The organism is Acinetobacter sp. NS-4 (assembly GCF_037402435.1).
In the GTDB taxonomy this organism is placed as follows: Bacteria; Pseudomonadota; Gammaproteobacteria; order Pseudomonadales; family Moraxellaceae; genus Acinetobacter.
Map to the genome: position 1 here is coordinate 21,235 of NZ_JBBEUE010000018.1, position 22,045 is coordinate 43,279.

Below are 22,045 nucleotides of genomic sequence, written 5' to 3' on the forward strand. Positions count from 1 at the left end.
CTAACCCGAATCCTGTTTAAGCCAATGACCCCATAATCCGAATTATTGGCTTATTTCGATGGGTTAATTGATATGCACACAATGAAGCATAAATCCCTCCTAGAAATCCACAAACACTACGTGCTCTACTCGTCACTAAATTGTATTGTCCTTTCTATAGGCTGAATAATGTTTCTATTTTATTGCGCTGCTTTAAGTGATATTCATCTAATGCACAGAGTTGAACAGATTGCATGTTCTTTCGATGATAGGTAATCAAATCAATGCCTTGTTCTTTCAGTTTCCTTTTTAATTCCTGACTGATATAGCCACGGTCGGCATAGAGTTTCGCCTGTAAACCTTCAGCTAATTGTTCAACCATTTTAATATCAGCAACATGCCCATTGGATAATGCAGAACACACGATTTCACCAAATTGATTCATCACGATATGTAATTTACAGCCATAAAACCACCCCATTGAACTTTTACCTCGAGATGCGATCTTGGCTAATGATTTATGACGCTGAATACGCTGATTTTTACAGACAGGTAAAGTGGTTGAATCAATCCATAAATATTGGCTATGTTGAGCTTTCATTACAGCTACATGTAAAGCATGTAATGCTAATTGATGCATATTAATGAGATGAATCATGCGTTGATAACAGGGTAAGCTCTTAAATAAATGACTTTTATCCTGTTTCAACCATGAAAAAAATGCTTTGAAATTATTGAAGTGAGAATACTTATACCAAATGGCAATAAAGATGATTTCAGAGATACTCAGTTGTGCTTTTCGGATTCTTAAGCAGTGATTGCTTTGCTTTAGAAATTTCCAATACATTGCTTCAAATTTAAGAAAGAAATCATCAATTACGCAAAATAATTCGGTACTATTGAACATCAGGACTAGAGTTGTAAGTTTTGTGTGGTAACTCAACTGATGGCTCTAGTCCTTCTGTTTTTCAAGTCCATTTCTTATCCGCGATTCGGGTTAACTAATATAATAATTTTAAATTTCTAGTAGCTTAACTCGCCCTTAAAAGAGCGAGAATGCGCACTATATTTGTTCAAAATTTCAAAGCCATTCTTTGCTGTCATCTGCAACAGGCGTTCCATGCATCACATGCTGAATCATGGCATAGGCGATACTGCCCTTGAACGGAATTTCGGGTAACTGATCAAATTTGAAAAACTGCGCATCGCTGAGTTCATTTTCCTGAATTTGAATTTCCCCTGCGTGATATTCCGCCTTGAAGGCCATCATCAGATTGCTGGGAAACGGCCACGGCTGACTGGCCAGATATTGAATATTTTTGATCTGTAGCCCCACTTCTTCCAGCGTTTCACGGCGTACTGCCTCTTCCAAGGTTTCCCCGACTTCAACAAAGCCTGCAATCAGGCTGTACATCTGGGTTTTGTTACGAGCATTTTTTGCCAGCAGAATTTCATCTGTACCCCGGGTAATGATGGTAATGACACAGGGATTCACCCGCGGATACTGGTTATAGCCACAGGATGGACAGACCATGGCATACTGGCTGGCGTGCTGCTGGGTGGCGTGACCGCATTTACTGCAAAAGCGGTGATTACGGCGCCATTCCAGTAACTGTACTGCACGGCTGGCCTGTTCAAACTGCGGTCTGCTCCAGACTTGCACCAGTTGTCTGATCGGAACCAGCTGATAACCTTCCGGCACCGGTTCGTCTTCTTTCAGATCACGGGCAATGATCTCGCCATTTTCCGACAGATTCAGGTCGTGCTGCAGTCTTGCGACCTGCGGCAACTGAAAATGGTCATCCACCAGTAATTGCTGCTGTCTAAAAATATACGCTTTTGAGTGCATGCTCATACAATTCCCTGATTAAAAAAAATCCCATACAGAGGGGTGTATGGGACAAAACTAAGGAAGCTTACATGGAGTAACTTCTACTCAGATACTAGGCGCAAGCTGCCTGAATTACAACCATAATAATTTGTATCTTTTTGATTAAAATCACATAATTTTCACACCACCTATGCATTCAGGAATAATGCAAAACGAGTTTCATCAACTGGCTTTAGCACTATAGAGATGAATGTCCCTTATTACAGTGCTCATAAATTGCATGCGATGCCAGAGGATCATTTGGTCGAGTTGAATTGACTCAACATGCGGGCTGATCTTTATTTTCACAAAAAATTGAACTGTCTGGCTTTACACTGCGCTATCTTTCATCGGGTCTGGAATGGCTATGCGTTTCGGTTTAATTCTGGGTGACCAGCTTCATCAACAGCTTGCTACGCTCAAAGCACTGGACCGTACCCAGGATATGATCCTGATGGCCGAAGTTGTCGAGGAAGCCACGTATGTCGCCCATCATCCGCAAAAAATTGCCCTGATTTTTAGCGCCATGCGTCATTTTGCCAAAGAGCTTAAAGCTGAGGGCTGGCGTGTACGTTACCATGCTTTTCAATCCGGCAGCCGGATTCGTAGCCTGCTGGATTTCGTGCAGGCACAGCAACAGCTATTTCCCGTCACAGAATTAGTCATGACTGAATGCGGGGAATACCGCCTGCAGCAGCAGATCGAACAGCACTGGGGCCAGCAGCTGCAACTGCCGGTACATTGCCTGAATGACGAGCGTTTTTTCTGTAGTTCGGAGCAGTTCCGGCACTGGGCCAGCCGCTACCAGACACTGCGTATGGAATATTTTTATCGGGAAATGCGCAAGCACACCGGCTATTTAATGCAGGGACAGCAGCCTCTTGGACAACAGTGGAACTATGACAGTGCCAATCGCAAGGCCTGGTCAGGCAGTCCGCCATTGCCTGCACCACTCCATTCTGAACGCGATCAGATTGATCTGGATGTACTGGAACTGGTTGAACGCGAATTTTCCCGTCACCCTGGCAGCCTTGCCGATTTTCGCTGGGCCACCACACGCAGCAATGCCCTGCTTGCATTGGAGCATTTCATTGCCCACAGTTTGCCGCATTTTGGCGATTATCAGGATGCCATGGTTCAGGGCGCAGACATGCTGTTTCACAGCCTGCTCTCGCCTTATCTGAACTGTGGCCTGCTGCTGCCCAGAGAAGTCTGTGATGCGGCAGAAGCTGCCTACCATGCCGGTCATGCACCGTTAAATGCAGTCGAAGGTTTTATCCGGCAGATTCTCGGCTGGCGTGAATATGTCCGCGGGATTTACTGGCTGTATATGCCGGAATATGCCAGCCGCAATGCCCTGCAGCACTCAGCCCCACTGCCGAAATTTTACTGGACCGGCCGTACCCGGATGAACTGTATGGCGGAGTGTTTCCGCAATACCTTTCAGCACGCCTATGTGCATCATATCCAGCGTCTGATGGTGACTGGCAATTTTGCCTTATTAACTGGTATAGACCCGCAGCAGATCAGCGAGTGGTATCTGGCAGTCTATGCCGATGCCTATGCATGGGTAGAACTGCCGAATACGCTGGGCATGGTGATGCATGCCGATGGCGGCTTGATGGCCAGCAAACCCTATGCCGCTTCAGGTAATTACATCCATAAGATGTCGGATTATTGCAAGCACTGTAGCTATAATGTCAAAACCCGCATCGAGCCGGACAGCTGTCCGTTTAACAGCCTGTACTGGTATTTCATGATCCGGCATGAAGTGACATTTCGCAATCATCCACGTATGGGCCTGATCTATCGGCAGCTGGATAAACTTAAAGATCGGCAGCTGATCATCAGCCATGCTCAGCAGCTTCTTAGCCAGATCAATGAGTTATAAACGATGAAAAAACAGCATCTCCCTGAAAAAATCTGTATCCACTGCTTGCGCCCTTTTACTTGGCGCAAAAAATGGCAACGCTGCTGGGAGGAAGTACGATACTGTTCTGAACGATGTAAACGTGAGTCCAGACGGCGATCAAAATCAAACACTTAGAAACGCTTGTATTGCCGTGAACAATAGGCCCGTATCACATCGGGTGAACGCAGCTGCAGATGCTTGGTTTTTCGACCAGTCACGCGTTCACGCCACATTTTAAAGCTACTGGGTTTCATATTTTGCCGCATCAAGCGGATCACCGCCGCTTCATTCAAACCGAATTCACGTTGAATGGCTTCAAATGGGGTTCGATCCTCCCAGGCCATTTCAATAATCCGCGACAGGTCCGCTCCCACATATTCAATTACTCGACGCACCACAGGCCCCTGATTGTTTTCATTCTTTAAATAAAATTTGAGAGATAAGATTTAAATTTATCTCTCTGCGTGTCTTGGTCAGATGAAACTGGCCAAATTCATCCTAATCCTAAACAACGGGAGATGAATATTTTGTGATTTTTCAGGCGATTCTATTTTCTTTCAGTGCTGCACGGATTTAGAGGTCAACATGTGCCGCAAGTACCTACTACCAAAGCCTATGCTCCCGGTTGTTGTTAATGACATCCCCTCTATCAGACGGTATGCTGATGCTAAAAACACCTTGGGGGAAACTGTGCTCGAAATTATTGCTCAGCTCTGTGGCGGGATGGGTTTATTCTTGATTGGCATGATTTTAATGACCGACAGCCTAAAAGAGATGGCTGGTGAAACCTTAAGGGTATGGTTGACCAAATTTACCAGAACACCGTTGAAATCACTATGTTCTGGTATTGGTCTGACCTTGATTGTCCAGTCCTCTACAGCCAACACACTTGCGACTATCGGTTTTGTCGGAGCTGGAGTCTTGAGTTTTACCCAAGCGATTGGGGTGATTATTGGCGCCAACATCGGAACAAGCAGTACCTGGTTGGATGGCGGATTTGCTGGGGGGTAAGTTTTCTATCGCCACTTTTGCCTTACCCATGATTGCTGTAGGTGCGTTGCTCAAATTGTTAACCCATGGTCGGTTGGCATTATTCGGTTTTGTGCTTGCAGGTTTTGGCCTGATTTTCTTTGGAATTGAGCAATTACAGCTTGCGATGTCAGGTCTTGCTCAACAAGTCGATTTGTCTATTTTTCACTATCATTCATTTGGGCAGAAGCTGTTTCTGGTCTGGATCAGACTGATCATGACGGTGCTACTGCAGTCTTCCAGTGCAGCTATTACGGCGACTTTAGCTGCTGTGGTGCCAGAGTATCAACAAGATAAACAGCGCTTGACCTCTTTATTACGCATGATGGTTTATATTCGGGTTCTGCGTAGTGATTTGGAAGGTGTTCCCTATGCACTGGCTATTCGAACCCAACCACAGATTTATCAAGTGGCTTTAGATTTTTTAAATATTCTAGAGCATTATGTCAGCCGTCCGGATTTTTTAGAAAATGCTGAAAAGATTGAAAATTTCAAGCAGGAACTGGCTAATCTCAAACAGTGGAGTGATAGCATCGTGCCGTCTTGCGTGAGGAAGTGATGCAATATGCCACCTTGAATCGGTTGAGTGCAGCCAGAAGCTTAAAACTGCTTGCTGCAAAACGCTGGCTGGACCGATTAATCGCCCATACCTAAAGATTATCCAAGGTGCTGGCCGAACGTTAACAACGAGAACAGCCCTGTAATGGTTTTTGGGTATGGGCAATGTGAAGGTTGGGCTAAATCCCGAAGGACGAGGTCATTTGGCTTGACTCGACAATTACAAACTTAGTTCTGTACACTCAATTTGATCATGCAAATACTGTCCTGTCATATCCTTGCTGTTTTCGCATATGCATGGCTTGATCTGCTCTTTCGATGACATTTTCCAGTGTTTCATCGTGTCCGACTGTGATTACACCAATAATTGCGGTGATATATATGGCTTCGCCATTTTTTTAATAGTAAATATCCAGAGAACTTTGGTGCAACAAAGCCAATACAATATAAAACTATCTCTTTTTTTTGCGTCCGCGCATTCTAATTGGGTCGGTAAAACAATCGGTAATTTTATAATTTTTGAAAAGGATAAATAAAATGACCAAGCAACAGCACCCCAAAGATGAATCGGAATCTAAAAGAGCTGAAGAACAGACAAATCAAGAGGATCTTCAGCCACAAAAGAATCCTAAAGATAAATCTGATGAGCATGAAATGCATAAATCAAGTCACTATCATCAGCACCATGATACAACAAGCAACTATAAGCAACCTCATTGAGTCGGATTTTATCAAATGGAGCGTAAAACTCTGTCCTTCAGGGCAGAGATATAAGCGACACGACATGAAATGTCGTTGAATTTTTTTAAAATCAACACCTTTAATTTAACATGATCTAATATAAGCCCATGAAAACACTTAAATTATGCATAAAAGACAAACATTGCAAGGTGCTAGACCAATTAGCATCTGAGGTGAACTTTGTTTGGAATTATGTGAATGATTTAAGTTTCAAACACCTGAAAAGAACAGGTGACTTTTTCTCAGCATTCGATATGGCTAAATACACAAAAGGGACTTCAAAATTGGGTGGTTTGCATAGTCAAACGGTGGATGCAATCAGAGAAGAATATGCTGGTAAAAGAAAACAGTTTAGAAAAGCAAAATTAAAATGGCGTGTGAGTAACAAGAAGTCAGCAAGACCTTCACTTGGTTGGATACCATTTAAGAAATCAGGGATAAACTATGCTGATGGCTATGTGCAATACGGCAAGCAGAAATTTAACCTATGGGATAGTTACGGTATAGGCAAATACAGCGTTAGAACAGGCTCATTTGTTGAGGATAGTCGTGGGCGCTGGTATGTGTGTCTTGTTGTGGATAGCCTAAAGCTGAGAAACCCACCGCCACCAAAGCGATCGGGATTGATCTGGGCTTAAAAGATATAGCCACCTGCTCAGATGGTACTGTGACTTCAAATCCTAAATTCTATCGAAAATATGAAAAGAAATTAGGGATTGCTCAACGAGCAAGAAATAAAAAACGTGTACGTGCATTACACGCCAAGATTGCAAACTGTCGTAAAGATCATTTGCATAAAGCAAGCACTCTGCTTGTGAAAGAAAATGCACTGATTGTTGTAGATGACTTAAGTGCGAAAAAGCTGGTTAAAACCAAGATGGCGAAGTCTGTTTTAGATGCAGGATTTTCAGCACTTAAAGCAATGCTCAAGTATAAATGCGAGAACGCAGGGGTATTGTTTGAAGAAGTCAATGAAGCCTATACCACCCAGATCTGCTCGTGCTGCAAGAAAATATCAAGCAGTAGTCCGAAAGGTAGGATTGATCTTGGAATGAGAGAATGGACATGCCAGAACTGCGGTACAGTCTGGCAGCGGGATTTGAATTCCGCCCTGAACATACTCGCGCTTTGGCATGAGCGTCTCGCAGGAGGAATCCCCTTGCTTTAGCTGGGGGAGGATGTCAATACAGTAGAAGACTGAAGATATTCAAAAATTTTAAAGACAAAGCTGCACAATATTTTGGAGTATGCTCGCATACGATAAAAAATGGAAAAATTGACCAAGACCAGATTTGGAACTTGACTATAATGATTTACAGGCTCTACATGCTCCGAGTCAGTCATCATTCGGCTGACCCGGATTAATCAAGTCAGCTTATTCTTTATAAGTCTGCGTACTGTAGAGTTCAACAGCTAAGCGCTTCAGCACTTTTTCATTTTTTGCATAATCCAAGAAGGCTTCAGCATAATCCAGTCCCACCTCTACACGACGTTCACCGGTGATATTTTTAAAACTGCTATAAAAATCTTGACCATCTGCCAGAAAATTAATGGTAATCACCTGATAGGTCTGGTCTGGATTTAAAGCTTCATAAATTCCTTGTGCATTGCGAACTTTTAAGTTGGATATCCGTTGACCTTTGGTTTTTGATAAATCTACATCCCACTGCAGTCCACCCGCATAAGGATAACTGCCGGTATTATTATTATTTACCACTGCATCCATCGCATCTTCAAGTACATTTTTAATTTCTAGCCCAGTTGCCTTCAACTGCACCAATGTGTTTTTAAATGGCAATACCGTATAAATTTTCTCTACAGAAATATCACCTTGGGGAAGATCCACCCTGACACCACCGCCATTTTGGATCGAGATATCGGCATTAAAATACTTTTTACCCTGTTGCAAAAATGCTTCAGCCACGAATTGTTGCACATCACCGCCATGCTGATTGGTAAAATCTGATTTGTTACAGATATCCCCTAAGCTGGAACGTGAGGTATCTTTTGTCGTTCCTGGTACACGACGCAGGCATAGATTTTCCTGGGCATTCGCAACAATTTCCTTGCCCAATAAATTTTTCGCGGTTTTATAAGGTGCTAAAATATCTAAAGCTGCAGCATCAGGCTGCACAATCCGCAGGCTATTACTGTTTTCAATATCTTTTTTAATTGCATCCAATTCAGTAGCACTCAAGGCTGGAGCATCTTTAGCGCTGCGCTTAAAATCATCTCCAATCAATATATTGGCTTTACCCGTACATGCTTCAACTTTTCCGTTGGCATCAAAATTTACTTTTAACTGGCCAACCATATAAGCATATTGCCAGGCTTGTACCACACAAACCGGATCACCCTCTTTATTTTTTAGGGCCGTTGGGTAAGCACCTTCCGGGCTGAGACCATAGTTTTTCAGCTTTGCATCGGCCAGCAGGGTATGCGAATCACCCCCCACAATAACGTCAACACCAGACAATTGTGCAGCCAGTGCTTTATCCATGCCGTAGCCTAAATGAGACTGTACAATAATTTTATTAATGCCTTGCTGTTTGAGCTGATCAATATAGTTTTGTGCAGTGGTTAATTCATCTGTAAAAATGGTATCTGCATTGGGACGAGAGGCATTCTTGGTTTTATCAGCAATCGTTAGACCGATTAAGCCAATTTTTTGCCCTTCTTTGTCCATAATGGTATAAGGTTTCACCAGATCAGTCTGGTAGAGTGCTGAGGTTTTTCCAAACTCGACATTGGCACTTAAAACTTGTGTTTTATTTTTACAGCGACCTTTATTATTCAAGAAACCAATAAATTTTTTTAAGCCTTCATCCGTATTATCAAATTCATGATTGCCTAGCGTTAAAGTATCGAAACATACTGCATTCATGAGATCTGCTTCGGCTTCACCTTCTTTTAAAGTAAAGTACAAATCGCCAGTGATGGCATCCCCTGAATGAATTTTTATCGGGTTTTTCTCCGTGCTGGCTAGGCTATTCATCAGTGCCGCAACTCGTGCAAAACCTCCATTTGAAACCTGGATTTGCTCGCGATTACCTGCAGAAGTTTCCAGCAGTAATTTGGTACTTTCTTCATCCAAATGTGAATGGCTGTCGTTAATATGCAATACATTGACTTCCAGCGGTTGCGATTGAATGATCGGTGTTATATTCGTATTGTCTTTACTATTATTACACCCAACTAAAAATATACTGGAAACCAATAAACTACATGTGATACCTGAATATTGAATGCTTCTGTTTTTAAAGGCCACGGCTATCCCCATTTGACTATAATTTAATCACATATCATGTGGGACTATTGTTTAAAATTCATGAATTTAGCTATTTTACCCACAATAAAATAAGGAGAAATTTTATATTTCTCCTTATCGATTAAATCAACACAAAAATTCTAAAGCTCCTAGCATAGAGCTATTATCGCCACCTATCATTTAAGAATGTTTTGATGTGATCATATCCATGCAGCCGTCCGCTGTATGTCTTCAGTTTTTTTAAATTGATACTTTATTCAATTAACTCAATTTACGTCTGCGTAGAGTGGAAACTAAAACCAGCCCGGCTAATGCAAAAATTGACCACAATCCCATGCTGCCAGCGCTTATTTTGCTGCTATCCGGATGATTTGCTACATTTTCATTCAGATCCATATCGACAATTACAGGATCATGATCGGAAGAGCGGAATGCATCATCGCCATAGAATGCTGCGATTTGCTCTTGTATTTTATATTCTTCATTATAATCCAAGGCTGTCGGTTCATCTGCATTGATGTGCCATGCAAAAGCACGCTTCACCCTTGGATATAAGTTCGCATCGGCAATGGCATGGTCTAAGTTTCCTGAACCGCCATTTCCATTAGCATCACTCGCTACACCAAAAATATAGCTATAGGCTGCTTTACCCTGACCAATTTTTTCATCATTCAGTAAAACCTTATAATTGGCTTTTTCAAATGCCAATATGGGGTCCTCTTTAGCATAGCTATTCATGTCACCGACCAGTAAATAATTGGGGTTATTGACTTTGGTCGGATTCGTTGCAATCCACTGCATTAATTTTTGTACTGCTGTTAAACGTGTCGCGTTCCAGCAGCCCTGACCATCACCTTGATCGGCATCTAACGAAGTTTTATCATCAGGACAATTGCCTTTAGATTTTAAATGATTCGGTACAATGGTAAAAACTTTTCCACCAGATAAAGCTTGGAAGCTTTGTGCCATCGTTACCCGGTTCTTTTGAGTCTGATCATTATAGACCGCAGGCTCTCCTACGGTTTTAACGCGCTTGCTATTATAAATAATAGCCACAGCAATTGCATCTGTACCCAGTTTGGTCATCTTCGGTGGAATGATATATTTCCAGTCAGTACCTAAAGCTTTGGTGAGGTAAGCGACTGCACTTTTTTCATCATAGCCATTGTTTGCAATTTCCATTAATCCATAAACATCTGCCTCAATTGCTTTTAAAGCACTCACAATTTTTTGATGCTGCTTGTTAAACTCGGATTGTGAGGTTGCACCGCGTTCTGTAGGAAAACCTTGTGCTGTCCCATTATCATAATTTAATACATTAAAAGCAGCGGCACGAATTTGTCTGGACTCTTTTGCGGGTACCGTTGTTCTTAAATTTGCGTATTTCATGATTTCCGGCGGTGTTTTATTTAAAATAGGTTGAATACGCCATGCATTGAAACGATATTCCAGAATCCCTTCAACATTTTTCAACTGATAACCACTTCTTAAGGTGTTTAATGCACTGAAGTTTTGCGGCAGCCATGGGGCTCTATTTTGATTGTTATAGCCATCATCCAGGATAATTTTTGACAATAAATTTTGTTTGGCCAAATTGACGGCCTCAGGTGATTTGGCTGGATATAAATTGGTTGGAATATATAAACGACCCAAGCTTAAGGATAGCTCACCATATCGCCCATAATTATAATTCTCACTGACTGTTAAGGTCTGCGGTATTTTGACCCGCATTCCTTGATATCGTTTAGGGCTATGACCTTCTGTATCTGTCAAACTTGAGAAGGGCAATTGTAAGGGCGTAGCACTAACCAGGTTTTCAGCTTGTTGATTACAAGTTTGAATATTACTGCTGAGTTGATCGATCTGTAGCTGGTTCTGATAAGAAGTGAGACGACCTTTAAAAATAGCCTCCTCACCTACTTTTCCACCAGTCACTGTACTACTTGCGGGTAAATATACAAAAATGGCATTGCTTAAGCCAAGTTGAGCTTTACTGTCTGGAGTTTGAATATAAAACCCGGAAAAGCCATTTTGGTAACGATAATCAGCAGTAATGACACCACGAATGACATATTGCTGATTGAGTGCAGCGGTTTGCAAGTCTGCAATAGGAGTATCGGACGTACTACAACTGATTTCAGCCAAGGCAGATTCAGTATCGACTGCACCTAAGTAACTGTTGAATGCATTTCGGTCAGACCATTTAGACCATTGGCTTTCTAACTCAAATGCTGCTGCAGGATCGATCGAAGTGACATTATTTGAAGTTTTAGTACGTGACAAACTATTTTGATAACTACTAAAACTGACTCCCCAACCAGTGCCTGGATCTTCCCCCACTCGACCAAAACGATCTATGGGAGTACCTTTATATAAGAGTACTAATGCATCGTCTCCATTAAATGCAAGTCCTGCCACTTGATTGACTTTAGTACCAATTTCCGCCTGTAACTCTGTACGGCCAATAATGTACTTTGCTTTACTTGCCAATGTACCTTGTAATGGAAAAGCTGCTGACTGAGTGGTTGATCCATTGCTAAATTGCTGAATTTCATAATCGGCTAAATTTACTGTACTACCATCAGGATTATAAATTTCTAATCCTTTACGGTTAGAGGAACCATCAATATATTGACTGAACATGAGTTGTGCATAGCTTGGAAATGAACAGCCCAATAAAGCCAAGCTGAGACATAAGGTATGCGGTTTTAAAGTCTTCATATTTTTTAATGTTTGTTAAAATTTTGAATAGACTAATTTTTGTACATGACATGGTTATGAATAATTGATGACAGTTTTGCTAGAAAAAATATAAGGTGCTGTTTTAATTCAGTAAGCATCGAGTAAAGCACCTCCTTAATAATACCTCCTATTAGCCTGATGTAAGTCCCCACGTATTTTTAAGTGGGGACTTAGTCCATGATCATAAAGCTTTAGCAGCGATTCCTGTTGCCAAAAAGTGACCAACATACAGCACCCAGTTCAAAATCAGTTAGGGACATGTAGGTTTGAAATCTTTATGCAACAAAGCTTCTCGCAATCAGAAATCATGTTTAAGGCCGCTCAACTGATAATGCAATGCCCATTCCACCACCAATACATAAGGTCGCCAGTCCTTTTTTCTTGTCACTGCGTTGCATTTCATGTAACAGCGTGACCAGAATTCGACAGCCTGAGGCTCCAATCGGATGGCCTAAGGCAATCGCTCCACCATTGACATTGACCTTGTCCATATTCAGATCCAGTTCTTTCGCCACCCCTAAAGCTTGTGCGGCAAAGGCTTCATTGGCTTCAACCAGATCAACCTCCTCCAAAGACCAGCTTGCTTTTTCTAGCGTCTTTCTCACAGCATTTACTGGACCGAGTCCCATCACTTCCGGTTCAATACCAGACATGCTATAGGCTTTAATTTTTGCGAGTGGCTGTAAACCAAGCTCTGCTGCTTTATCGGCACTCATCACCAGTACGGCTGCTGCGCCATCATTAATCCCCGAAGCATTACCTGCAGTCACAGTGCCATCCTTTTTAAAGGCTGGGCGCAGCTTGGCGAGACTCTGTTCATTCGTTGCGGCCTTGATATATTCATCACGGTCAAAAATTAAAGGATCACCTTTACGTTGTGGCACTTGCACCGGCACAATTTCTGCGTCAAATTTCCCTTCTGCCTGTGCTTTGACTGCATGCTGCTGAGACGAGAGTGCCAAAGCATCCTGATCTTCACGGCTAATCGACAGTTTTTCCACAATATTCTCAGCGGTCATTCCCATGTGATACTGGTTATACACATCGGTCAGACCATCATAGACCATGCTATCCACCAATTGTGCATTGCCCATCTTCTGTCCGTTACGCATCTGGATAATATGGGCACTTTGTGACATCGACTCCTGACCACCTGCCACGACAATATCGGCTTCACCAGTGGCAATCGCCTGTGCGGCTAAATGAACAGCGCGCAGTCCCGAACCACACACCACATTCAAGGTCGAAGCGGGTACTGAAACCGGAATACCCGCAGCAATTGCCGCCTGACGTGCCGGATTTTGTCCCACACCTGCAGTTAACACATTCCCCATAATGACCTGATCTACCTGTTCTGGCTTTACTCCGGCAGCATCTAATACCGCACCAATCACCACTTTACCTAACTGCGGTGCACTGACGCTGGCCAGGCCACCCAAAAAACTTCCAATCGCAGTACGTTTTGCGGCAACAATCACAACTTCTTTCATTTTAATTTCCTGTTTTTTAACTTACATCTTGCTTAATACTCCTGCCCTCATACGATTGGCAGGCAGTGAGAATGCTTAAATGCTAAAATAGACTGACCTGTACATAACTGCCTGGTGCTGCTTCCTTGACCGGATAGGTTGCACTACCTAATGTACGCGCCGGAATCTGATCGCCGGTATAAGGTGCGATCCATTCCTGCCAGCGTAACCACCAGGATTCTGGATGGAACTGGGCATCTGCCAGCCACTGTTTCGGATTTTCATAGGGGCTATTATTGGTATAAAAGCCATACTTGTTGCGGTTTGGCGGATTGACAATGCCTGCCACATGTCCAGATTCACCGAGGACCAACGTGCTTTCACCCCCCAGATAGGTAGACCCTTTAAAGCACGTATCCCATAGTGCAATATGATCTTCCTGTGTCGAGATAAAAAAGTTCGGTGTTTTCACTTTCGACAGATTCAAACCCACACCATTCACCTTGATCTTATTCGGCTGGATCAGTTCATTATTCAGGTACAGATTGCGTACCAGGAAATTGTGCACATGTGCGGCAATGTTGGTGCCATCACTATTCCAGTACAAAATATCAAAGTCGGACGGATGCTTGCCCTTCAGGTAATTTTCAATGTAATAGTTCCAGTACAGGGTATTTTCACGTAACAGACTAAAGGTCACCGCCAACATGCGGCCATCAAAATAGCCCATCTGTTGGTTCAAAGTTTCAATCCCTTGAATGACCGGCTCATTAATAAAAGCACCCAAACTGCCTGGATTGTCAAAGTCCAACATGGTTGCCAGATAGGTTGCACTCTTGACGGGATTCTTCTGGCGTTTCGCTACATAGTATGCCTGCGTCGCAGCAAGCACCGCTCCGCCGATACAATAACCAATGGCATTGACCTCTTTTTCTCCGGTCACTTCCTCAATGACACGCATCGCTTCAACCGTACCAGACTTAATCAGGTCCTCAAAACGCATATCCTTTTGCTCAGCCCCCGGATTACGCCAGGACATTAAAAATACGCTGTGCCCTTGCTGACGTAACCAGTTCACAAAAGAATTCTGCTCACGTAAATCCAGAATATAGTATTTATTAATAAAGGGCGGGATAAGCAAAATAGGCGTCTGATATACAGTTTCAGTGGTCGCTTCATACTGTAACAATTGAAAAACCGGATTTTCAAAGACCACCGCACCCGGCGTATAGGCCAGATCTTTTCCCAACCGGAAAGAGTCATTATTGACCATGCGTACGGATAGATATTTACTACTGTTCATGATATCGTCATGAAAAATTTCCATGCCACGCACCAGATTTTGCCCGTGTTCCTGTACTGTCTGATGAATCACTTCCGGATTGGTCCACAAAAAATTGCCGGGAGAAAAGGCATTCACCATTTGGCGGGTGAAAAAGTGGATACGGTGACGGACTTTATCCGGGATGCCTTCGACCTCATCCAGCATTTCTTGCACCAATTGACTGAAATGCAGATAGGACTGGGTCAGGAGATCGTAATTCGGTTCTTGCCAAAGTGAATCTTTGAACCGGCGATCACCCGGCTCAGGTTTCACGATAGGTTGGATATCCTTGTTGACACTGCGCAGCATGATATTTTGGTAAATCTGCATCTGACCGATCCACCATTTGCTCTGCATCTCGATCAAGCGTGCCGGATTTTTGGTTAATGCCTGAAAGAACAGGTTCATATCTTCACTGTTGACTTTGCTTAATGCATCATTGAGCGGATTATCGCCATAGTAAAATTCTTGCACTTTCTTCCAGATTTCTTCATGGACATCGAAAAAACGCTGGACGTTCTGATTAAACTGAAAAAGATTCTGCTGCATTGCACCACTCCGCATACTGGGTCATTCCTCACTTTCCTATCAGGAATGGAATCGAAAAACGGGGAAGTGATCTCCACTTCCCCGCTCGCTAGTCTTCAATCTTCATTAGAGTGTTAACCGTTATTTATTGTTCGGCATCGATTCGCTAACTAACTTGTCAAACTCGGCTTTAAATTCAGTGGCCAAGCTTGCCAGTTTTTGGCCATCGTCAATCATTTGCTGGCTGAGTTTGCTCATGGTTTCCACTTGCTTCATGCCACAATTGATCATACTTTGCATGTCTTTGACTTCACTGTTGGCAAAGACTTGCGATAATGTAATATCCGCATAATGACGTGCAGCATTGAGCTGTAAATTGGTCAGATCGGCAAAGTTTTTCGCCACCAGACTGTTAAATTTTGCATAAGGTTCAAACATATTTTTGTACTGAGCATTCATGTTTGAAAAGATATCACCGTATAGCATGTTGTATTACTCCATTGATTTATAGTGCTTAAAATTTAGTTATTGTGAAAAAAACAAAGAAAAACTGACTCAATAAGTACAGGACTTATTGCATGTATAAACCGCCATTGATCGATAAGGTTTCACCCGTAATATAGGTGCCATACTCACCGACCAGATACATAACTGCCGCTGCAATTTCTTCAGGCTGGGCAAGACGATGCAAAGGAATCTGCTCTTCAATACTTTTGATGACCTCTTCCCGCATGGCAGTCACCATCGGTGTTGCCGTATAGCCCGGGGCTACAACATTCACGCATACATTCGAACGTGCACCTTCCTGAGCCAGAGCTTTGGTAAAACCGATCATGCCCGCTTTTGCGGCTGAATAATTGGCTTGACCAAACTGTCCTTTCAGACCATTGACCGAACTAATATTGACAATGCGTCCCTGCTTTTGCTCCAGCATTTTATTAAAAACAGGATGGGTCACGGTAAATAGTGTTTTTAAATTGGTATCGATGACCTGTGACCACTGTTCGAAGGACATTTTCTTAAATGTTGCATCGCGCGTGATGCCTGCATTATTCACCAACACATCTACACGACCTTCAGCCTGTATCGCATCCTGGATCGCGCTCGTCGCATCAGCATGATGGGTGAGATCCGTTAAGACAAAACGGATGTCTTCGTGTTGGAAACCCTCATTTTCTAGCCACTGCTTTTCCCGGTCTTCCTCTCGAGGCACAACCGTTGCAATCACTTTATAATTTGCCTTTACCAGCTGACGACAAATCTCACTACCAATACCACCGAGTGCCCCTGTCACAAATGCGACTTTTCTTTCGGACATATCTTTACCTTTCGCAAATCGAAAAAAATGGTTGAGTGAATCCACAAAGATTCTTTGGAATCTGGACTTAAATTAACCCTTTCTATGTTAAGGCTCGATTACAGGCGATCGATTTTTTATGAGCAAATGTAAATGGCGCTAGGTTTGAATAACTGCAAAAAGAAAAACTAAATAAATAATGCAAAAAAATCACTAAAAAGCATAAATAACATACACTTAAATAATATATAAGGTATATTTTAACAAATCTGTAATGTAATGTCCGCAGAATGTTAAAGTTGAATAGAATTCAATTTTAGCCTTTTATTAATACAATAATTTTCTGATCTAATGTACTGAAAATCAGTTTGTCTCATTTAAGGGTTTTATGAATGTTTATTCAATTGATTTGAACCTTGTTATCTAATGATATAAGAGCCATAAATGACTGCTTTAAATGTGCCTTCAAATTCTTCCATACATACATTAAAAACTTATATTAATCGGGACTTTTCCTTACTTGAATTTCATAAGCGAGTATTGGCACAGGCTAAAGATACTGAATACCCTTTACTTGAACGACTAAATTTTTTAATTATTTTTTCACGAAATTTAGATGAATTTTTTGAAGTACGTGTCGCGAGTTTGATACAGCAATTTGAGCTGTCAAGCAATAATAAGACCAGTCCAGATAATTTATTCATCTCAGAAATACTGACGACTATTTCTAAGCTTGCACATGAGGCAGTCGAGGAACAATATAAAATTCTGAATTATAATATCTTGCCTCAACTTCAAGGCAATGGAGTTAATTTTATTCAGTATGGCGACATCCTTCAAAAACATAAAGCATGGATTAAAGATTATTTTCATCATGAAGTTCAACCTGTTGTAACCCCCATCAGCCTAGACCCCGCACACCCTTTTCCTCGTTTAGCCAATAAAAGCTTAAACTTTATTGTCACTTTGGAAGGCAACGATGCCTTTGGACGAAAAATTGATTTAGCAATTGTTCCTGCACCTCGATCATTGCCAAGATTAGTTAAATTGCCCACACATGTTTCTGGTGAGGCTGAGCATTACATTTTACTTTCCGCGATCATTCAGCAACATATTCATGAATTATTTCCAGGGGTGACCACCACGGGGTGTTATCAATTCCGTGTAACACGAAATGCTGACCTCACCGTATCAGAGGATGTAGAAGATTTAGCAATTGCTTTAAAGGGGGAACTCTCATCCCGGCGGTTTGGTCGTGCTGTCAGACTTGAAGTGAATAAAGATTGTCCTGAAACAATTACTGATTATTTACTTGAACAATTTGATCTTGATCAAGACCAGCTCTATCTGGTGAATGGTCCTGTTAACCTGGCCCGCTTTATATCGAACTTTAATTTACCAGAGTTACGTTTCCCTCCCTATGTACAAAAATTACCGAAAGTGTTGTATGGCAAAAAATCCATCTTTGAGGTATTAAAAACCGAAGACGTTTTATTACACCACCCTTTTCACTCTTTTGCTCCGGTCATTAAGTTGCTGAAAGAGGCAGCCCGTGATCCACATGTATTGGCCATAAAACAAACCCTTTATCGCAGCGGTGTAGACTCTGAAATCGTGCAGGTCCTTGCTGAAGCGGCACGGAATGGCAAGGAAGTTACTGCCGTAATTGAATTGCGTGCACGCTTTGATGAAGAGTCAAATATCGAAGTTGCCAATCTATTACAAGAAGCTGGCGCGGTTGTTGTATATGGGATTGTCGGCTATAAAACCCACGCCAAAATGATCCTGATTGTGCGTCGTGAAATAGATAAAATTAAACGTTATGTCCATTTAGGCACAGGCAACTATCATGCGACCAATGCCAAAATCTATACTGATTATGGCTTACTCACCAGTGATGCTGATATTTGTGAAGATGTACATAAAATCTTTCAAGAATTAACCGGTATGGGAAAAACCATAAAACTGGAAAAACTTTTTCACGCGCCATTTACCCTACATTCACAATTGCTTGAACTCATACAGCAGGAAATTAAAAACAGTAAAGCAGGAAAAAAAGCGCAGATTATTATTAAGGTAAATGCATTAACTGAACCTCAACTGATTCATGAACTTTATCAAGCCTCACAAGCGGGTGTACAGATCGATTTAATCGTTCGTTCAATTTGTTGCTTACGACCCCAAGTTGCAGGGCTCTCCGACAATATTCGTGTACGTTCCATCGTCGGACGTTATTTGGAACATACCAGAGTGTATTATTTTTATAATAATGGTGACAGCAAACTGTATTGCGCCAGTGCGGATTGGATGGGACGTAATTTATTTTCTCGCATCGAAACCTGTTTCCCGATCGAGAATAAGAAAATTCGCAAACAAATTCTTGAAGAAGGATTGAATAATTATCTCAAAGATAATCGGCGTGCATGGGAATTACAAGCCGATGGAACCTGGATACAATGTCAGCCTGGTAATGGACAGGCAGTCTACATTGCCCAGCAACAATTAATGAATCAAGTTTTTTAACGAAAAGTTGCAAGTTATTGTATAAATGACAATCACTTGCAATGATTTAAATTTATTTTAACCAAATTGTAATAATACAATCCTAAAGTAAAACTCAAGAGGGAGTGAGTCAATTACATGAATGATATCAGTGTTAAAAAGATCAACAAATTAATTGAACAGTTCGAAGAAGAAGGCAAAAAAGTAGAAGCTCTTGAAATAGGCTATAAAACTTATGCCATTCTTATGTCTGATCAGAAATTTGCAGATAAAGTAACCAAATCAGCAGAAAACGCCAAAGAGCGACTTTATAAGAAAATAAAAATCAAACTTATTCCCGAGAAACATCATTTTAAAATAAAGTAATAATTACAAAATATTTAATGGGTCTGTAAATCATTTTTTGTATTTGCTCTTGATCAATTGCCAGATATGACCTGACACAGACCCAATAAAAATCTCACTGTCAGGATCGGCTTTGAGTGAGTACATACTTCAAATACCACATGTGTGCTGATTTTAGCTGAACGATCAGGTATAGGTGTACTCTCGACCGCTTTCTTACAGAGTTGTATCTTATGAGTGGTGTACACCCTGCGCTTAAGTTGCTGTCGAACGATGATTTTCTATCTGGCTCACGGCATCATCGACACTTTGTGCATCATAACTAGAGCGGGGGAATAAAGGACTATTCACATACAATAAAGTTTCTGCGACTGAACGGCGTACGCGTGCCAATTTCAGCTCAATCCCCTCCTCTTGCAAATGCTCAGCCAGCAATAACAATGCTTCGATACTGGTACTATCCAGGCTTGGACATTCTTCAAGATTTAAAATCACATGCTGATAATTTTGCCCAGAAACCTTCTTTAGAATCGCATGACAGATTTTTTCTGCATTGGCAAAAAACAGGGGATGATCAGGTCGTGCAATTAAAATAGCATCAGGTGCTACAGCTTCAGGAAAACGGTTGATATCAACAAAATCATGCCCGCCATTGAGACGTCCAAGCCAGGCAATTCGAGGAACAGAGTAGCTTTTCAATAACATTAAAATGCTCACCAGCACCGCGATCAGTAACCCATTGAGCACACCAAAAATAATCACTGCCCAAATTGCAACAATCGCCAGCAAGCGATCTTTATGCCAGATAAAATACTGTTTAAATGGTGCAAAACGGATATGCCCACTGACCGCATACATCACAATACTTGCCAAAACGGGTTCAGGAATATTGGCAATATACTGGCGAAAAAACAGCAGAAAAATCACTACGGCCAGCGCTGCCACCCAGGCCGATTTTTTGCTTCTTGCTCCTGCAGACTCATTGGCTGAAGTCGCCGAATAGCCTGCACCAACCGCCATTCCCTTAAACAGTCCTGAGCAGATATTGCTCACGCCCAATGCAATCAGGTCACGATTTGGCTGGATTGCATCATGGTATTTTAGGGCCGAGGTACGAATTGAAGTATAAGATTCGGCATAAATAATCAGTGCAACTGCCAGTGAAAGTTCTACCAGTTGCAACCAGCTATTCATATCCAAATGGGGTAAGTGAACACTCGGTAAAACCAACTCAAAATGCCCAACAGAACGGATTCCCCATGCCTGGGTATAGCCCATCACATTGAAACTAATGCCTAAAATAATCAGCAACAAGGCCACTGGAATAGTTTTATAGCGCTGGGTTAATTGCAAAGTGAAAAAGGTACAGAGTCCCATGATCAAAGCATGCCAGTTCCAGTTCGAATAGGCTTGTAGCATGTCCCACAACTGACGGAAAAAATCACTATGCTCAGGATGTACCTGTAATACTAAAGGAAGTTGTTTCAGCACAATGCTGAGTGCCAGGCCAAAGGAAAAACCCTTCAGCACAGGTTTTGCAATAAAATGGGTCACATCTCCAAGCTTAAATAACCCTGCGATCACCAGTAAAATGCCTGACAGAAATACCAGCGCATAGGCCAGACCTGCGCGTTCAGGCGAAGAAAACATCACTATGGTTGCCAGACTTGAACTCATGACTGCGGCAGAAGATGAGGTCGCAGAAACAATCGCAAAACGACTATTCCCGATCAGACCATAAAACACTAAACCCAGCACCAGTGCCACCAAACCACTTTGCGGTGGCAACCCCACCATATTGGAATAAGCGACTGCTTCAGGCAGCAGCAAACCTGCGATAGATAAACCTGCGATCACATCAAAAATCGGGAATTTTTTAGCAACGGTCATACATTTGCCAAATCTTGTACAGTCAATGAAATAATCTGGCAAGGAATGAGAGCATCTTCATCATGCAGATACACAGCACAGAGTCGGTGATAGCCATCAGCGATAATTAAATGACGCTTTCCTAAATCACGAACCAGCAACAAAGGTGAAAGTGCTTTGCTCTGCTCAATTTTGCTCAAATCACGTGCCACATGAAAATTGTGCTCATCAAGCAGCGGAAGCTGTGCTGCACGAAAAATATCTTTGGCTTTAAACTGAGTGATGGTTTCGACTTGTAACTGGCTCAGCAGTTTTTCAACCTGTGAAGGAGGCAACAATAAACATAAATAAGAACTCGCAGCAGGATAATCATGCGATTCTGGCTGATCGCGCCATACAATTGAATGTTTGGGTTTTTTATTATTACTATCCATGGTTTCAGCTTTCTTACAATGCCTATAAATCATCTGACAGCATAACAAATCATTCAAATAAAAGTCTGTAAAAAAAGAGGTTTTAATTAGGACTTGATTACCCATAAAAACCAGGCATGATAATCGGCACAGCGAAAGTTGAACACGGGTATTTTTATCTCATGCGTTCTAAACAAAG

The 22,045-nt window shown here is 42.0% G+C and carries 15 protein-coding genes and 3 pseudogenes; 7 read left to right on the forward strand and 11 right to left on the reverse strand.

Features of this window, described 5'->3' with window-relative positions:
- Positions 1 to 16 precede the first annotated feature (16 nt).
- Positions 17 to 886, reverse strand: a pseudogene (locus WAE57_RS13020) (IS982 family transposase).
- 174 nt (positions 887 to 1,060) lie between these two features.
- Entirely contained in the window at positions 1,061 to 1,834 is a 774-nt protein-coding gene (gene nudC / locus WAE57_RS13025) for an NAD(+) diphosphatase (RefSeq protein WP_237788313.1), read from the reverse strand.
- A 382-nt stretch (positions 1,835 to 2,216) separates the two neighbouring features.
- Between nudC and WAE57_RS13030 the strand changes: the two genes are divergently transcribed.
- Entirely contained in the window at positions 2,217 to 3,740 is a 1,524-nt protein-coding gene (locus WAE57_RS13030) for a cryptochrome/photolyase family protein (protein ID WP_337710912.1), read from the forward strand.
- 3 nt (positions 3,741 to 3,743) lie between these two features.
- Positions 3,744 to 3,896 carry a DUF2256 domain-containing protein gene (locus tag WAE57_RS13035; protein WP_237788311.1) on the forward strand — a complete coding sequence of 51 codons (153 nt, stop codon included), beginning with the start codon at positions 3,744 to 3,746 and terminating at the stop codon, positions 3,894 to 3,896.
- Here the strand turns inward: WAE57_RS13035 and WAE57_RS13040 are convergent.
- Entirely contained in the window at positions 3,893 to 4,156 is a 264-nt protein-coding gene (locus tag WAE57_RS13040; protein ID WP_086176108.1) for a TIGR03643 family protein, read from the reverse strand. The genes WAE57_RS13035 and WAE57_RS13040 overlap by 4 nt on opposite strands.
- Positions 4,157 to 4,451: 295 nt before the next feature.
- Between WAE57_RS13040 and WAE57_RS13045 the strand changes: the two are divergent.
- The 3 genes and pseudogenes from WAE57_RS13045 (at position 4,452) to WAE57_RS13055 (ending at position 7,257) form a co-directional block, all read left to right on the forward strand.
- Positions 4,452 to 5,444, forward strand: a pseudogene (locus tag WAE57_RS13045) (Na/Pi symporter).
- A 441-nt stretch (positions 5,445 to 5,885) separates the two neighbouring features.
- Entirely contained in the window at positions 5,886 to 6,068 is a 183-nt protein-coding gene (locus tag WAE57_RS13050; RefSeq protein ID WP_086197565.1) for a hypothetical protein, read from the forward strand.
- A gap of 128 nt (positions 6,069 to 6,196) precedes the next feature.
- Positions 6,197 to 7,257 (forward strand): annotated as a pseudogene (locus WAE57_RS13055) (transposase).
- A 207-nt stretch (positions 7,258 to 7,464) separates the two neighbouring features.
- Here WAE57_RS13055 and WAE57_RS13060 read toward each other — a convergent pair.
- From WAE57_RS13060 to WAE57_RS13085, 6 genes are all read right to left on the reverse strand, one after another.
- Positions 7,465 to 9,369 carry a 5'-nucleotidase C-terminal domain-containing protein gene (locus tag WAE57_RS13060; protein WP_337710913.1) on the reverse strand — a complete coding sequence of 635 codons (1,905 nt, stop codon included), beginning with the start codon at positions 9,367 to 9,369 and terminating at the stop codon, positions 7,465 to 7,467.
- Positions 9,370 to 9,618: 249 nt separating this feature from the next.
- On the reverse strand, positions 9,619 to 12,078 hold the full coding sequence (locus WAE57_RS13065; protein WP_337710914.1) for an ExeM/NucH family extracellular endonuclease: 2,460 nt from the start codon (positions 12,076 to 12,078) through the stop codon (positions 9,619 to 9,621).
- 332 nt (positions 12,079 to 12,410) lie between these two features.
- Positions 12,411 to 13,589, reverse strand: coding sequence for an acetyl-CoA C-acetyltransferase (locus WAE57_RS13070; RefSeq protein WP_337710915.1), 1,179 nt, complete (start codon positions 13,587 to 13,589; stop codon positions 12,411 to 12,413).
- A gap of 82 nt (positions 13,590 to 13,671) precedes the next feature.
- On the reverse strand, positions 13,672 to 15,441 hold the full coding sequence (phaC, locus tag WAE57_RS13075) for a class I poly(R)-hydroxyalkanoic acid synthase (protein ID WP_337710916.1): 1,770 nt from the start codon (positions 15,439 to 15,441) through the stop codon (positions 13,672 to 13,674).
- A gap of 120 nt (positions 15,442 to 15,561) precedes the next feature.
- Positions 15,562 to 15,906 carry a phasin family protein gene (locus WAE57_RS13080; RefSeq protein ID WP_086197569.1) on the reverse strand — a complete coding sequence of 115 codons (345 nt, stop codon included), beginning with the start codon at positions 15,904 to 15,906 and terminating at the stop codon, positions 15,562 to 15,564.
- Positions 15,907 to 15,991: 85 nt separating this feature from the next.
- Complete coding sequence (locus tag WAE57_RS13085; RefSeq protein ID WP_337710917.1) at positions 15,992 to 16,738, reverse strand: beta-ketoacyl-ACP reductase; 747 nt, start codon at positions 16,736 to 16,738, stop codon at positions 15,992 to 15,994.
- Positions 16,739 to 17,161: 423 nt separating this feature from the next.
- On the opposite strand from WAE57_RS13085, the gene ppk1 reads away from it, so the two are divergent.
- Positions 17,162 to 19,240, forward strand: a complete 2,079-nt coding sequence (gene ppk1, locus WAE57_RS13090; protein WP_337710918.1) for a polyphosphate kinase 1 — start codon at positions 17,162 to 17,164, stop codon at positions 19,238 to 19,240.
- Positions 19,241 to 19,357: 117 nt separating this feature from the next.
- On the forward strand, positions 19,358 to 19,585 hold the full coding sequence (locus tag WAE57_RS13095; protein ID WP_237788303.1) for a hypothetical protein: 228 nt from the start codon (positions 19,358 to 19,360) through the stop codon (positions 19,583 to 19,585).
- Between the two features lie 234 nt (positions 19,586 to 19,819).
- Here the strand turns inward: WAE57_RS13095 and WAE57_RS13100 are convergent, their stop codons facing one another.
- Entirely contained in the window at positions 19,820 to 21,454 is a 1,635-nt protein-coding gene (locus WAE57_RS13100; protein ID WP_337710919.1) for a SulP family inorganic anion transporter, read from the reverse strand.
- Positions 21,451 to 21,867 (reverse strand): hypothetical protein, encoded by a 417-nt coding sequence (locus WAE57_RS13105; protein ID WP_337710920.1) that lies wholly within the window; start codon positions 21,865 to 21,867, stop codon positions 21,451 to 21,453. The genes WAE57_RS13100 and WAE57_RS13105 overlap by 4 nt, the downstream gene beginning before the upstream one ends.
- Positions 21,868 to 22,045: the final 178 nt, after the last annotated feature.